Raw genomic sequence first — 14,143 nt, forward strand, 5'->3', positions numbered from 1 at the left:
CCCTTTCTTTTTCAGGACATATCAAGTATAATTGTACATATAAAATACGAGCAGTGAGGTGGGCTTATGGGAAATAAAAAAACCGTACAAAAGAAAGTAAAGCCTTATGAAATTGGGGAACTGGACCAGTATCTGTTCGGCCAGGGGACACATTATGAGATCTATAAGAAGCTTGGTGCCCACAAGGTGACAGTAAGGGGAAAAGACGGAGTTTACTTTGCAGTATGGGCTCCCAATGCAAGGCGCGTGTCTGTTGTGGGAGACTTCAACGAATGGGATTTCGAAGAGAATTATATGGAACGTCAGGATCCTGAGGGTATATATACCTGTTTTATTCCAGGGGTTCAGGACGGGGATTTATATAAGTTCTGTATAGAAACGATGCAGGGAAAACGGCTTTTCAAGGCAGATCCATTTGCAAATTATGCAGAGCTGCGCCCCGGAACAGCTTCCAGGATTACCGATATTTCACATTTGTCATGGACAGACGGGGAATGGATGGAAGCCAGGAAGGAATGGAGCAGTAAGGAGAATCCTCTGGCAATATACGAGGTGCACCTGGGATCCTGGATGAGACACCCGGGCAGGGAAGATGAAGGGTTTTATACCTACAGAGATTTTGCCAGGGCAATTGTGAAGTATGTCAAAGAGATGGGATATACTCATGTGGAACTGATGGGGATGGCAGAACATCCTTTTGACGGTTCATGGGGATATCAGGTGACGGGATACTATGCACCTACCTGCAGGTACGGTACACCGGAAGATTTTGCATATATGATCAACTATCTCCACAGGAATAAGATCGGTGTTATCCTGGACTGGGTACCCGCACATTTTCCAAAAGATGCGCATGGGCTGGCTGATTTTGATGGCACGCCGGTTTTTGAATACGCAGATCCAAAAAAGGGAGAGCATCCGGACTGGGGTACGAAAATCTTCGATTATGGGAAGCTGGAGGTTCAGAATTTCCTGATTGCCAATGCACTGTTCTGGATTGAGCATTATCATGTGGATGGATTGAGAGTGGACGCTGTGGCATCCATGCTGTATCTGGATTACGGCAAGCAGGACGGTCAGTGGATTGCGAATAAGTTTGGAGGCAATCAGAATCTGGAGGCGATTGCGTTTTTTAGACATTTGAATTCCGTCGTGCTGGGCAGGAATCATGGTGCAATGATGATCGCAGAGGAATCCACTGCATGGCCGAAGGTAACAGGTGCTCCCGAGGATGACGGGCTGGGCTTCAGCCTGAAGTGGAATATGGGATGGATGCATGACTTTACAGAGTATATGAAGCTGGATCCGCTGTTTAGAAAGAACGCACATTATCAGATGGCATTCTCTATGGAATATGCTTACAGTGAGAATTATATTCTTGTACTTTCCCATGATGAGGTGGTGCATCTGAAGTGCTCCATGGTCAATAAGATGCCGGGAGAAGGGTTTGACAAGTTTGCGAACCTGAAGGCGGCCTATGCCTTTATGATCGGTCATCCGGGGAAGAAGCTGCTCTTTATGGGGCAGGATTTTGCGCAGCTCAGAGAGTGGAGCGAGGAACGGGAACTGGACTGGTTTTTGCTGGCGGAGGAACCGCATCAGCAGATACAGCGATTCTACCGGGATCTGCTTCATTTGTATAGAAAGAATAAAGCGCTTTATGAACTGGATACAGATCCGGAAGGGTTCGAATGGATCAATAAGGATGATACATTCCGCAGTATTTTCAGTTTTGTAAGGCATTCAAAGGATAATAAGAAGAATCTGCTGTTTGTGTGCAATTTTACGCCGGTTGACAGGCCGGATTACAGGGTTGGAGTGCCGAGGCGGAAGCAGTATAAACTTGTATTGAACGGTGATGATGAGCAGTACGGCGGAAGCGGTGAGGAGAGACCTCTGATTTACAAGGCTGAGAAGCAGGACTGTGATGGCAGAAAATACTCTTTTGCATATTCTCTGCCGGGATATGGAGTTGCTGTATTTGAATTCTAAGGGATTTAAGTAAAATTGAATTTATAAAGTTTTATCTTGGTGCCGCAAAATATCTGATTGCAGTTATTGTGCGGTACCTCTTTATATGTAATGGCAGGTGTTTTAAGGCGTTCGGAGGGATTTTATTATGGGGAAGAATAAAAAAGAATATGCTGAATTTCGATTTTATGAAAAGCCGGGGAAGGAGCCGGTTTTTGCATTGATGGGGGAAGGCTGGAACCGTGACTACGGGAAAGGAAACGGCGGTCTTCACTTTCATAATATGGTTGAGATTGGGTACTGCCGCCACGGAAAAGGACAGGTGGTATTAAATAAAAACTGTTATGATTACGAAGACGGATCATTTACTTTTATTCCTCAGAACTTTCCGCATACTACGAACAGTGATATACGCAGTCATTGGGAGTTCCTGTATTTTGACGCAGAAGAACTTATACTGGAGACTTTCAGTGGAAACATATATAAAGGGGAAAAAATAAGGACAGGCATTAATAAGAGCGCATTTATTTTTTCTGCGATAGAGACGCCTCATGTGGGAAATTTGGTATTGATGATTTTTGAGTTGATCAGTCAGGGAGGGAATTATGCGAAAGATTCTATACGATGTGCACTCGTTAATATTATGCTGCAGGTATTACGGATTAAGGGGGAAGATGCACCGCCAATGGATTTGGAGAACATAAGCAGGATTGCGTGTGCACTGGAATACATTCATGATCACTATCGGGAGGATATCTCGATTTGCGGTCTTGCAGAATGCAGTCATTTGAGTGAAACACATTTTCGCAGGCTTTTTCAGGCGGATATGAATATGACACCTGTAGAGTATATTAATTTTATACGTGTGCAGGCGGCATGTGATTACATGAAAAAAGATGACTGTCATATGGAGACAGTGGCTTCCCGGGTAGGCTATCAAACGATTTCTACTTTTAACCGGAACTTTAAGAAGATTGTCGGGATAAGTCCTTATCAATGGAAAAAACAGATTAATACAGCATTAGGAAGAGTGGAAAAATACCAAATAAGTGCAAAGAGAGGATGGGAGTTTTAAAAGTATTAAGACAAAAAAAGGAGCGCTGACCGACGTCAGGCTCCTTTTCTCTGTTTCATTCGCTTTATAACCTTCAGGCGCGTGAATTCCTCGCGGTCCTTCTCCTCCAGTGCATTGGTGATATTATAAACAAGTTGCGAATACATCGGAATCGTAATATTCTGCAGGGCATTTGCACGCTTCTGAGTCTTCTTTATATTAGAGGCTAGGCGGTAGGCTGCATTTTCAACCATAGAAAGCTTTACGGTCAGGTCTTTTACCTTGCGGAATGCTTCCGTTGCCAGGTCGATGGATTCCCGGGTTGTGCTGAAGGAATACGTGGGGGCACTATTTCCTGGGGTATACTTAACATGGGGAATCTCAGTGCCCATAATACTGCGGGTCTGTATTGTAATGGAGTTCTCAATGGGCACGGTGTAAGCAAGCTGAGCGACCATATTGATCCCGTGCTCAATATTAGCTCGCTGCAGGCACTGGTACGCGTAGGTAAACGTGGTGTCGATCTCATCCTGTATATCGCGGGCCTCATTGATCAAATCCATCAGTTCCCGAATGAGGATATTCCTTTTTTTATCCATCAGGTCATAACCCTGCTTTGCCAGGGCAAGAGAATTCTTTGCCAGCATAAGGTTTCCTTTTGTTGGGAAGGTACGCGGATCCATGAAACTCCTCCTTTTTACGTTTGATTAGTCAGAATATTCTGAATACGGTGCTCATTGGGGTCAGACCCCTTTGGCAAAGGGGTCTGACCCCTAATAATATTTGTCGAGTATCTTGGTATCGACGCGGTCGAGTTCTTCTCTCGGCAGCAGTCCGAGCAGTTCCCAGCCCAGGTTGAGAGTCTCTTCCATGCTGCGGTTTTCGTTCTGCCCCTGGCCGATGTATCTTTCTTCAAATGCTTTTCCGAATTCCAGATATTTTTTATCAATGGGGGAAAGTTCATCCTCACCAATGACGGAAGCCAGGTTTCGGGCGTCTCCTACCTTGGCGTAGGCGGAGAAGAGCTGGTTTGCAAGGTCCTGGTGGTCTTCTCTTGTGTAGCCCTCTCCGATGCCGTCTTTCATCAGACGGGACAGGGACGGCAGAATGTTGATCGGCGGGTAGATGGACTGTCCGTGCAGCTCTCTCTCCAGTACGATCTGGCCCTCCGTGATATATCCGGTCAGGTCGGGGATCGGATGGGTGATGTCATCGTTGGGCATGGTCAGGATCGGCAGCTGGGTTACAGAACCGTTCACACCCTGCACGATGCCGGCCCGCTCATAGATGGTGGCAAGTTCGCTGTAGAGGTATCCGGGAAAGCCTTTACGGCTGGGAATCTCTCCTTTGGAGGAGGAGACTTCACGCATGGCTTCGGCAAAAGAGGTCATATCGGTCAGGATAACCAGGATATGCATGTTTTGCTCGAAGGCCAGGTATTCTGCTACGGTGAGCGCTACTTTTGGCGTGATCAGACGTTCTACGACCGGGTCGTTTGCCAGGTTCAGGAACATGGCTACGTGGTCTGCAACACCGCTTTCTTCAAAGGTACGCCTGAAGAAGTCGGCAACGTCATGCTTGACGCCCATGGCGGCAAATACAATGGCAAATTGTTCCTCGGAATTCTCGCCCAGGGAAGCCTGCTTCACAATCTGAGCCGCCAGCTGGTCGTGGGGAAGTCCGTTTCCTGAAAATATCGGAAGCTTCTGTCCCCGGATCAGAGTGGTCAGCCCGTCGATGGCGGAGATTCCTGTGTGGATGTAGTTTCGCGGATATTCCCGCATGACAGGGTTCAGCGGGAGTCCGTTTACATCTCTCTTTAATGTGGATGTAATCGGACCCAGATCATCGATAGGCTGCCCGATCCCGTTGAAGGTACGTCCCAGCATATCCGGGGACAGAGCGATTTCCATCGGATGGCCGGTAAGGCGGGTATGGGTATTCTTCAGGGACATATTTTCGGAACCTTCGAATACCTGTATGACAGCTTTGTCCTCATAAATCTCTACGATACGTCCAATTTTGCGTTCTGTGCCGTCCACGACGAATTCTACGATTTCATCGAAAAAGGCATCCTGGATGCCCTCCAGTGCTATCAGAGGGCCGTTAATACTGCTGAGTCCCAAATATTCTATTGACATGAGATTGTTTTCCCCCTTTAAGCATTCTTTTCCAGTACACGCTGATAGAAAGCATCGATGTCACGTCTGTATTGGGCAAACATTTCCAGCCTGTCGTTAGGCACATCATATTTGATCGAGATGATTTTATCGAAAATGTTCTCTGATTTCAGTACGGACATCGGGTGCCCCATAGTTACGAGTGCACGGGATTGTTTATAAAGATATAAAATAATGTCCATCATCAAAAATTGCTTCTCCATAGATACGCAGGTATCATCCTTGTGGAATGCATTCTGCTGCAGGAACCCAAGGCGGATGACACGGGCGATCTCCAGAACCAGCTTCTGATCATCGGGCAGCACATCGCTTCCGATCAGCTTTACGATTTCCAGCAGGCTGCTCTCCTGATTCAGGAGTGCCATGAGGCGGTTACGGTAATCTACAAACTTGGGGGAGACATGATCCTGATACCAGGGCGCAAGATCCCCGAGATACTCGCTGTAGCTGGTCAGCCAGTGGATGGCCGGGAAATGTCTGGCGTAGGCAAGACTTTTATCCAATCCCCAGAAACAGCGGACAAACCGCTTGGTATTCTGTGTTACCGGTTCGGAAAAGTCGCCGCCCTGGGGAGAAACCGCACCGATAATCGTTACAGAACCATCGGTTCCGTTTAAATTGTGCATCATGCCGGCACGCTCATAGAAAGCGGAAAGCCTGGATGCAAGATAGGCGGGGAATCCTTCCTCTGCGGGCATCTCTTCCAGACGTCCTGAGAGCTCTCTGAGGGCTTCAGCCCAGCGGGAAGTGGAGTCTGCCATAATTGCCACATCATATCCCATATCCCGGTAATATTCGGCCAGTGTGAGGCCTGTATAAATACTGGCTTCACGGGCAGCCACAGGCATGTTGGATGTATTGGCGATCAGCGTGGTTCTGTCCATCAGCGGATTGCCGGTTCTGGGGTCGGTCAATTGTCCGAACTCTTCCAGAACCTGGGTCATCTCATTGCCGCGCTCGCCGCAGCCGATGTAGATGATAATATCGGCATCTGACCACTTTGCTATCTGATGCTGCGTCATAGTCTTACCGGTTCCGAATCCGCCGGGAACGGCAGCTGTACCGCCCTTTGCGATAGGAAACATGGTATCGATAATACGCTGGCCTGTAATCAGCGGTGTGGATGCGGGAAAACGGTGATGAGTAGGGCGGGCCACGCGGATCGGCCAGTGCTGCGTCATGGTCAGTTTTTTGCGCGTTCCGTCAGCAAGTTCCAGAGTAATCAGCGTTTCGTCGATTGTATATTCCCCGTCTTCTGCGGTGTCCGTTACGGTACCCTCCATATTGGGAGGAACCATGCACTTATGTGTAATAGCATGGGTTTCAGGTACTTCCGCTATAATGTCCCCGGCATGGAGATAATCACCTTTTGAGACAACAATATGTGCGGGCCATTTTTTTGTGCGGTCCAGCGAATCTACGCTGACACCACGGGTAATAAACGCGCCGCCGTTCTCGGCGATCTTCTCGAGGGGACGTTCAATGCCGTCAAAGATATTATTCAGGATGCCGGGAGCCAGCGTGACGGAAACGGCGCTGCCGCTTGCGACAACCTCTTCTCCGGGACAAAGCCCGGTTGTCTCCTCGTAAACCTGTACTGTCGTCAGGTCCTTATCCAGGGCGATTACCTCACCGACCAGCTTTTCCTTACCTACGTATACCATCTCCGACATGCGGAAACCCGTATTGCCCTTCAGATAAATGACGGGACCGTTGATTCCGTATATAGCTCCAGTATTAAGCAATGCCGTCACCTCCTAAAAAGACAAACTTATCATATTCATTCCGAAGTGCTGTCTTAAATGAATTGTCGATCAGAATATTACGGCTTCTGATGACCGCACGCATACCGCCGATAAAATCTTCGGCGCTGATCGTAAGCCTAGTACTTAAAGCGTCCTCCAGATCGGAACGGCGGTTCTCATCAGAGGGGTTGATATATATGACCATTGCTTCTCCGTCAGCAAAATTGATTGCCTTGCGGATGCATTTTATAAGATAGTCTTCGTACGTTTCTGTTTTCATAAAATCATGAACTAACGCAACGGTCTCTGCAAAGATTTTATCTTTTAAATCCTGCTGGACCTTACCCTGCATACGCTTCAATTCCAGCTGTGATTTGGCCATGGCCTGGTTCAGCTGCTGTTTGGCGCTGACTGTTTCAGCCTTGATACGGGTCTCGGACTGGCGGAGCGCCTCTTCTTTGTGATCTTCTAAAACTTTTTCCAGCGCCTCACGGTAAGTGTCTATGATAGCATTGCCCTCAGCCCTTGCTTCCTCCATGGAGGTAGACTGCAGGTGTGCAAATTTTTCTTCCAGAGTCAAGAGGGTACCTCCTTCTTTTTTTAATATCCATTTGTTTCAATACTGGTCTACAGCTTCAGACCTATGGCCTCAGTGATATAGGATGTGATAAAGTCTTTTTTACGGCCGGTTCCGTGTCTGTCAGGAATCTCGATCAGCAGCGGCATCTTTCTTTCAAGGCGGAATTCGTCGATTATGTCAGGGAATTCTCTTCCAAACTTTTCCGTCAGCAGAACAATGCCCACTGTCTTGTCCTGCAGAACCTTCTGGAGCGCTTCGTGAAGCTCTGTGCGCTCGTGGACAACAACGCCGTCCACACCTGCAAGACGCATTCCTGTATAGGTATCGACATTATCACTGATTAAATACATCTTCATATTACAGTTTACCCAGGATCATGAAGGAGATGATTAATCCATAAAGACAAACACCTTCTGCAAGACCTACGAAAATCAGGGACTTACCAAGTACGCTGGAATCTTCGCTGATCGCTCCGAGGGCTGCACTGGCAGCGCTTGCCACGGCAATACCTCCGCCGATACAGGATAAACCGGTAACCAGTGCGGCTGCGAGATAGCCAAGTCCTATTGCGGTAAAATTGGCAGCATTCGTTGCCTCAGCTGCATGGACTTCTCCGCCCAGCATCATAATGGATGCGATTGCAAATGCGCCAAAGAAAAAGAATGCATTTACCCCAATCGTCCTTTTATAACGCTTCTTGTTCTTCTGTCCAATTAAATAATAGCCAAATGGAATGATAATACTTAAAATTAAAGCTGCGATAAAAACGATTTTTGTTGCTAAAGTCATAATTAAGGTCCTCCCTACTTCTTCTTGGTATTTTTGGATTTTTTAGTATATGGATCAAAAGCTCTTCCGCTTCCTTTATAAAAACGGCTGAACATCTCGTAGTATTCCAGACGCAATACCTGGATACCCACGATCAGCCCCTCAAAACCGCATACGAATAAATTGCCCAGAACGATTACTACCCAGTTGGGTGAGCCGCTTTCCGCGCCCGACAGGAGCAGGACAACTTCCATAATAGCAGCATGGCTTACGGCGAAAGCTCCGATACGGACAAAGGACAGCGTATTGGAAAAATAGCTGAGCAAAGTCTCAAACAATTCGAAAAATCCCTGGACAAGGAACATCCCGGCGTTTGCCTCCATGGTATCCGCTCGTTTTTGGATCTTTCTTGTGATGGGTTCCTTAAATAATATTAACAACAGCGGAATACCGAACATTACGGCCAGAATGATTCCGCCCGGAGTCTTATGTCCTGTCATGAATAACACGACTGTGACCACCACGGAGAGATAAAATACAAATCCGGCGGCTCCATTTGAGTCAAACCATATATTCTCCAGATCGTGCGACCGCACAGCATTAATGATGTGCAGGATCATGGCCACCAGGATGACTCCCATACCAAAAGCAACGGCAACGATAAAGACGGTATTCAGCTTTCCGATGAAAGGAAGCGTAGTCATATGGTCAATGGGCCTCAGCCACAATGGGGGGATGACATCTTCAAATCCAAAGATACTGCCAAACATGAATCCGAAAATGGCAGAGAAGATTCCTGCCGTTGCTATAATGCCGGCCAGTGGTGCCTTCTTGAAGTGGTAGATCAGACCGCCTCCGATTAAAAGCAGAAGCCCCTGTCCCACATCTCCGAACATGACGCCGAATATAAAGGAGTAGGTCAGCCCCACAAATACGGTTGGGTCCATCTCATTATGAGATGGAAGGCCGTACATCTGAACAAACATCTCAAAAGGCTTGAATATCTTCGGATTCTCCAGTTTGGTCGGAGGCTCTCCGAAGTAAGTATCGTGGTCATCCTCGACAACAACAAAGATCTTCTCATCGTCCTTGATTTCATCCAGGAACATTTCAATATCGTCCTCGGCCATCCAGCCGCACAGGATGTAATAATCTTCTTTCTTGTCCTCCATGCGGGCGGCCATTTTGCGGACATCAAAGTTATTGGCCAGCTCTTCCAGCCGGTTTCTGGCTGCAATCAGCTGAGGCGCCCGTTTGGCGAGCATTTCTCCGGCCTTGTTGTCCAGCTCTTCAATCTTCTGCCCCATATTGTAGATCTCGCGGACCAGCTTACGGTATTCATCAGCGGGTGTTCCCTGGAAATCCGGGGGCAGATCTATTTTTTCAAAATGCAGGGATCGGAAAACAGCATCTGCCTTCTGAGCTTCACCGGGAGATACGAAGTATGCCCCGTACACATAACTCTCGTCACGTTCGCCTTCCACGAAAATAGCTCCCAGGTCATCCATCAGGTACTTTTCCATCTTGTGGTAATACTCTACGGCAATCCGGCCGAACCGGTAGGCTATATATTTATACTGAAGGACTTCATTTAATTCACATTCCAGAGGCCTGAAGGGGGCAATAATCTGCTGTCTTTTCCGAAGATCCTCAATATTTCGTTTCAGTTTCTCTTTCTGGTCCTGCATGTCCATATAGCTGATATTTGATCTGCGAACAATGTCAAACATATCATTCAGGCCCATGGATTCGTCTGGTTTAACTTCATCTGCATTCTGAAGAAATCCGGCAAATTGTATGGCCTTGTTCAGAGCATCCCGGTAGGGGTTGAGCTCCACGAAAGGCCTCAGATTATCAACTGTCTTAAGCTCAGAAAGAGCGGATTCCAGCTGAATCTCATATCTGGAAAGATAGAGGTCTGTTACACGGTCAATATCATCCCTTGGACCGGAGATATTGACAAATTTCATTTTCACTATCATTGAGTTCTACCTCCAACGTACGCTAACGTCTCGCCCGGAGAAAGGCTGTAACGGATACACTCCATGGCGGTAGTCAGCTTTCTAAGCTCTTCTTCTTTCAGGAATAAATACGTATTAACTGCAGCAATAGAATAAGGATTGCGTCTTCTGTCAACAGTATATAGATGATAAAGACAGTCTGCATACATCTGCTCGATGGTCAGCTTCTGTTCGAAATCATAGTGGCGTGTATACGAAGATTTGCGTACGGCTGTATAAAACTCTTCTAAATCAGCAGCCTCTGCGAGTTCCTTAATAAGATCCACGGAAATCTTGTAGTGGATTGGAATTAAAAGAGAGTAAATATCAGCCGCCGCCATCTTATAATACTTCTTTGCCCTGTATATCCACTGCAGGTTCAGGAGGTCTATCTTAGAACCACAGTCCCTTGTAAAGATGGCGAGTTCCTTTTTCCGCAATACTTTTTTTCTGTTTTTCCACAAGGTTGTAAAATAATATAAGTCCAGGGCCAGATCGTAGTCAAACAATGTTACAGCCTGCGAATCCCGCAGTTTATGAAGAGGTTCATAATACTCCGTATTCTTCAGATTCTCCACAAGCTCATCGGTGGTTCTTGAGGTAATCAGCTTCTCAATGGATATCTGTGAATAGCGATCGAAAAATGGCCGTTTATAGTTCAAATCAAACGGTTCGGCATAATGGTTGATCACAATTCGGAAACAGTAGTTAATCAGATCGATCTCATAGCGTTTAAGATACAGTTTTAAAAACTTCCTCTGCTCCAGACTGGAAAAACGGTAAATCTTAGTATAATCCCTGTACAGTGACTGAATCAGGACTTTCTCAATATCACCGCGGTGAAGCCGGTCTTCATCAATCTCATCGAGGACATCCGCATAGGCGGAATGATCTTTCAGATAGGAATAGACTTCCGGTACGGTGTGGAGATTTGCAATCTCTTCAAATTGTTCGGGTGTCAAAAGTCTGGCTTCCATAGCGCGGATCTTAGTCACGATACCGCTGTAAACTAATATATTTCCCATAGGCTACACCTCTGTGATACGTTTTAAAATCTGCCTGGCGTAGATCGTATGCTTTTCTTCATACTCTTTCTGAAGAGCCTCGATGGAATCAGTGTTTGCTCCGCTCTGGCTGTCGAGAAGCTTTGTCGTGCTGCGTTCCAGCTCATCCCGTATCTTTTTGATCCTGGTCTGCGTTTTTGCCTCCAGCTCATTATCAAACTTGCGGCGCGCTCCCTGGAATTCGTCATCAAGGACTGCTTTGTGCGCTTCTGCGTGTTCTACGATAGCAGCGGCGGCAGATTCTATTTCGGATAATTTCTTTACAATAGAGTCCATAATTTGCCTCCCGTTATTTATTGATAGTAGTTGTATTTATAATACACCTTTTAAAAAAAAAATCAAGTTAAGCAAATGTCGTTTTCGGGCGATTAAAAAGATGCAAATTTCCTTGGTTTTTGGCGATTTATGCGGATTTTAAGAGTATGCAGCTTAAAATTCGGCAGTAAATGCAAGTGCACTTTGACCTGCACCATCAGGCATGATATTATATATAATAGAGAAAAATTTTAATTTTTATAAGGAATAGAAAAAAATAAATTTTTAGCAGTAAGAGGATTGATTTTTGGCTGTACTGTATTATACTTACCATAAACGAAAATAAAAAACATGATTTAGGTGAAGTAACGGAAAAAGAAGCAAAGAAAAAGGAGCTATATATTATGAGACTAAGGAACATACCGCGCGCGGATGGAACAATTCAGAACCATCCGGCAGTGATTAAACGTCCGGAAGCACAGAAAGGCTGCTGGCGTCAGGTATTTGGCAATACGAATCCTATCCATATTGAAATCGGTATGGGTAAGGGCCGGTTTCTGCTAAAGATGGCGTCCCTGAATCCGGACATTAATTTTGTCGGCATTGAGAGGTATACCAGCGTGCTGCTGAGGGCCGTGGAAAAGTTCGATACGGAAGAGTTTAATATGTTGAAAAACGTTCGTTTTGTTTGCATGGATGCCCGCGATGTGGCAGACGTTTTTGCGCAGAATGAAGTGCAGAAGATTTACCTGAACTTTTCGGACCCATGGCCGAAAGCACGACATGAGAAGAGAAGGCTGACATCACGGGAATATCTTGATCGTTACGAACAGATTCTTATCCATGGAGGGGTACTGGAGTTTAAGACAGATAATACCGAGCTGTTTAACTTTTCGCTGGAACAGGTAAGGGAATCATCGTGGACCCTGGAGCATTATACATATGATCTGCATCATCATGAACTGATGAGCAAAGGAAATGTAATGACAGAGTATGAGGAAAAGTTTTCCGCCAAGGGGAACCCGATCAACAAGATGATAGCTAGGAGAAAATAAAGTAATGGAATCACAGGAGGACGCAACTTAGAGGAAAAGTTACGTCCTCTTTCACATTTCGGCGGATCTTACATATTATAACTGTGAGGAGATGCAGGCCTTAAGTAGGCCGTCAGGAGTATTATGCGAGGAAGAGGATGGAAGAATTTTGTTTGTGGCAAGATGTACTGCAGACCCGATTTGAACCGCAAGCTGATGTGTCTGAAGCGTTCACTTGACGAGGTGTGTGAAATATTGAATAACGGCGGTAAATGCCGTGGTAAATAAATTGCGAAGGAATGTAGGTGTTGTCTATGAAAATCAGAGTGACTGCGAAAAATTACCAACAGGAGGTTCTGAAGTCAGAAACGCCTGTATTGGTTGAGTTTTTTGCTGTCTGGTGCGGGAAGTGCGCCATGATGGAAGATGTTGTGGACGAGATCGCCAGAGAATATAACGGCAGGGTCAAAGTTTGTCAGATTGAGATTGATGAAAGCGAGGTCCTGGCGGCAGAATTTGAGGTTGAGATTGTCCCGACATTTGTTGTATTTAAGGGAGGAAAGCCGGTGTCGGCGGCAAGCGGGGTGCTGGCAAAAAAAGTACTGGTTGATATGATGAGGGTGTAGGGGCGGAGGGACGCCTGTCCGGAACGTGGGACGCATGTCCGAAGCGGGAGCCCTGCGGCAGCCCGGGAAACTTTCGTGCCCCTTTCCGGGGGCTTTCCGTTTGCCGGGACTCACTAGGCAAAAACCGCATCGTATGGGGAGGCATCGACGGCATTCAACGTGCAATTCTGATGAATTGCGCGGCTCAGGCCGTCTTAAAATCTGCTTCGGAAGCAGATTTTAGCCTCCCCATACGATGCGGTTTTTACCAAGTGAGTCCAGCGGCGCTCTCTATGCCCCCGGAAAGGGGCACGAAAGTTTCCCGGGCTGCCGTAGGGCTCCCGCTTCGGACATGCGTCCCGCATTCCGGACAGGCTGGGTGCATCCGGGCGGGAGCTGCGGATGCTGTTAATGCTGTATCGGCAATTGTTCCGGCTGAATTATAATTCCAGATCATGAATCCCCAGGGTGCGCATTTGTTTGCAGGTGTATTTTTGGCATTTAAGACATTGATACAAGTGTCATAATAAGTGCCTCCGTTAAAATAAATTTTTGAAAAAAAATTTGAAAAAATTGGTTGAATTTCAGGGTTAATGCAACTTTATCAAAGTAAATGCAGTCTGGTCAGTCCTATTTCGTGAAAAATGTGAAATAGGACTGTTTTTTATGTGAATTTCGTGTAAAATAATAGTAATCCACCATGAAAAGCCTTAAAAATAGGTGCACTATGCCGGAAGTGAGATTTACCTGTTTTTTTGCCAGAGTAAATGCCACCCCTATATAGGCGCTATATTATGTAAGGCCGGGTCTGGGGGATAATTAAGGCTGTTTGCCGTGTAAAGCTTAGCCTTAATGTTTGTTTTGTTGGAAAGCCGGGGATGGCGGTG

The 14,143-nt window shown here is 46.4% G+C and carries 13 protein-coding genes; 4 read left to right on the forward strand and 9 right to left on the reverse strand.

Going from position 1 to position 14,143, the window contains the following annotated elements; all coding sequences use genetic code 11:
- Window positions 1–66 precede the first annotated feature (66 nt).
- Together glgB and HMPREF0240_RS17385 are read left to right on the forward strand one after the other, a co-directional pair.
- Window positions 67–1,992: a 1,4-alpha-glucan branching protein GlgB gene (gene glgB, locus HMPREF0240_RS17380; protein ID WP_009004727.1), complete on the forward strand. Its 1,926-nt coding sequence runs from the start codon at window positions 67–69 to the stop codon at window positions 1,990–1,992.
- A 127-nt stretch (window positions 1,993–2,119) separates the two neighbouring features.
- Window positions 2,120–3,046, forward strand: a complete 927-nt coding sequence (locus tag HMPREF0240_RS17385) for an AraC family transcriptional regulator (protein ID WP_009004728.1) — start codon at window positions 2,120–2,122, stop codon at window positions 3,044–3,046.
- A 35-nt stretch (window positions 3,047–3,081) separates the two neighbouring features.
- Here the strand turns inward: HMPREF0240_RS17385 and HMPREF0240_RS17390 are convergent, their stop codons facing one another.
- The 9 genes from HMPREF0240_RS17390 to HMPREF0240_RS17430 form a co-directional block, all read right to left on the reverse strand.
- Window positions 3,082–3,708, reverse strand: coding sequence for a V-type ATP synthase subunit D (locus tag HMPREF0240_RS17390; protein ID WP_009004729.1), 627 nt, complete (start codon window positions 3,706–3,708; stop codon window positions 3,082–3,084).
- Between the two features lie 90 nt (window positions 3,709–3,798).
- Entirely contained in the window at window positions 3,799–5,166 is a 1,368-nt protein-coding gene (locus tag HMPREF0240_RS17395) for a V-type ATP synthase subunit B (RefSeq protein ID WP_009004730.1), read from the reverse strand.
- A gap of 17 nt (window positions 5,167–5,183) precedes the next feature.
- A complete protein-coding gene (locus HMPREF0240_RS17400) occupies window positions 5,184–6,950 on the reverse strand; it encodes a V-type ATP synthase subunit A (RefSeq protein WP_009004731.1) in 1,767 nt (588 codons plus the stop codon).
- Window positions 6,943–7,530, reverse strand: coding sequence for a V-type ATP synthase subunit E (locus tag HMPREF0240_RS17405; RefSeq protein ID WP_035313961.1), 588 nt, complete (start codon window positions 7,528–7,530; stop codon window positions 6,943–6,945). Before HMPREF0240_RS17405 ends, HMPREF0240_RS17400 begins: the two co-directional genes overlap by 8 nt.
- A gap of 47 nt (window positions 7,531–7,577) precedes the next feature.
- Window positions 7,578–7,886: a V-type ATP synthase subunit F gene (locus HMPREF0240_RS17410; protein ID WP_009004733.1), complete on the reverse strand. Its 309-nt coding sequence runs from the start codon at window positions 7,884–7,886 to the stop codon at window positions 7,578–7,580.
- 1 nt (window position 7,887) lies between these two features.
- The gene (locus HMPREF0240_RS17415) at window positions 7,888–8,319 is read right to left on the reverse strand and encodes an ATP synthase subunit C (protein WP_009004734.1); all 432 of its coding nucleotides are present in this window, start codon (window positions 8,317–8,319) and stop codon (window positions 7,888–7,890) included.
- Window positions 8,320–8,333: 14 nt separating this feature from the next.
- Window positions 8,334–10,280: a V-type ATPase 116kDa subunit family protein gene (locus HMPREF0240_RS17420; protein ID WP_009004735.1), complete on the reverse strand. Its 1,947-nt coding sequence runs from the start codon at window positions 10,278–10,280 to the stop codon at window positions 8,334–8,336.
- The gene (locus HMPREF0240_RS17425; protein WP_009004736.1) at window positions 10,277–11,323 is read right to left on the reverse strand and encodes a V-type ATPase subunit; all 1,047 of its coding nucleotides are present in this window, start codon (window positions 11,321–11,323) and stop codon (window positions 10,277–10,279) included. Before HMPREF0240_RS17425 ends, HMPREF0240_RS17420 begins: the two co-directional genes overlap by 4 nt.
- Window positions 11,324–11,326: 3 nt before the next feature.
- Window positions 11,327–11,638, reverse strand: coding sequence for a hypothetical protein (locus HMPREF0240_RS17430; RefSeq protein WP_009004737.1), 312 nt, complete (start codon window positions 11,636–11,638; stop codon window positions 11,327–11,329).
- Window positions 11,639–12,021: 383 nt separating this feature from the next.
- Here HMPREF0240_RS17430 and trmB point away from each other — a divergent pair, with 383 nt between their 5' ends.
- Window positions 12,022–12,672, forward strand: a complete 651-nt coding sequence (gene trmB / locus HMPREF0240_RS17435) for a tRNA (guanosine(46)-N7)-methyltransferase TrmB (protein ID WP_009004738.1) — start codon at window positions 12,022–12,024, stop codon at window positions 12,670–12,672.
- 293 nt (window positions 12,673–12,965) lie between these two features.
- Window positions 12,966–13,277 (forward strand): thioredoxin family protein, encoded by a 312-nt coding sequence (locus tag HMPREF0240_RS17440; protein ID WP_035313963.1) that lies wholly within the window; start codon window positions 12,966–12,968, stop codon window positions 13,275–13,277.
- Window positions 13,278–14,143: the final 866 nt, after the last annotated feature.

The organism is Clostridium sp. D5, assembly GCF_000190355.1.
GTDB classification, from domain to species: domain Bacteria; phylum Bacillota; class Clostridia; order Lachnospirales; family Lachnospiraceae; genus Faecalicatena; species Faecalicatena fissicatena_A.

Excerpts from the sequence above, each read along its gene's own strand:
- HMPREF0240_RS17440 (WP_035313963.1), top strand. The coding sequence starts at position 12,966 with ATGAAAATCAGAGTGACTGCGAAAAATTACCAACAGGAGGTTCTGAAG.
- HMPREF0240_RS17425 (WP_009004736.1), bottom strand. The coding sequence starts at position 11,323 with ATGGGAAATATATTAGTTTACAGCGGTATCGTGACTAAGATCCGCGCT.
- glgB (WP_009004727.1), top strand. The coding sequence starts at position 67 with ATGGGAAATAAAAAAACCGTACAAAAGAAAGTAAAGCCTTATGAAATT.
- HMPREF0240_RS17420 (WP_009004735.1), bottom strand. The coding sequence starts at position 10,280 with ATGATAGTGAAAATGAAATTTGTCAATATCTCCGGTCCAAGGGATGAT.
- HMPREF0240_RS17385 (WP_009004728.1), top strand. The coding sequence starts at position 2,120 with ATGGGGAAGAATAAAAAAGAATATGCTGAATTTCGATTTTATGAAAAG.
- HMPREF0240_RS17410 (WP_009004733.1), bottom strand. The coding sequence starts at position 7,886 with ATGAAGATGTATTTAATCAGTGATAATGTCGATACCTATACAGGAATG.
- HMPREF0240_RS17390 (WP_009004729.1), bottom strand. The coding sequence starts at position 3,708 with ATGGATCCGCGTACCTTCCCAACAAAAGGAAACCTTATGCTGGCAAAG.
- HMPREF0240_RS17415 (WP_009004734.1), bottom strand. The coding sequence starts at position 8,319 with ATGACTTTAGCAACAAAAATCGTTTTTATCGCAGCTTTAATTTTAAGT.
- trmB (WP_009004738.1), top strand. The coding sequence starts at position 12,022 with ATGAGACTAAGGAACATACCGCGCGCGGATGGAACAATTCAGAACCAT.
- HMPREF0240_RS17395 (WP_009004730.1), bottom strand. The coding sequence starts at position 5,166 with ATGTCAATAGAATATTTGGGACTCAGCAGTATTAACGGCCCTCTGATA.
- HMPREF0240_RS17430 (WP_009004737.1), bottom strand. The coding sequence starts at position 11,638 with ATGGACTCTATTGTAAAGAAATTATCCGAAATAGAATCTGCCGCCGCT.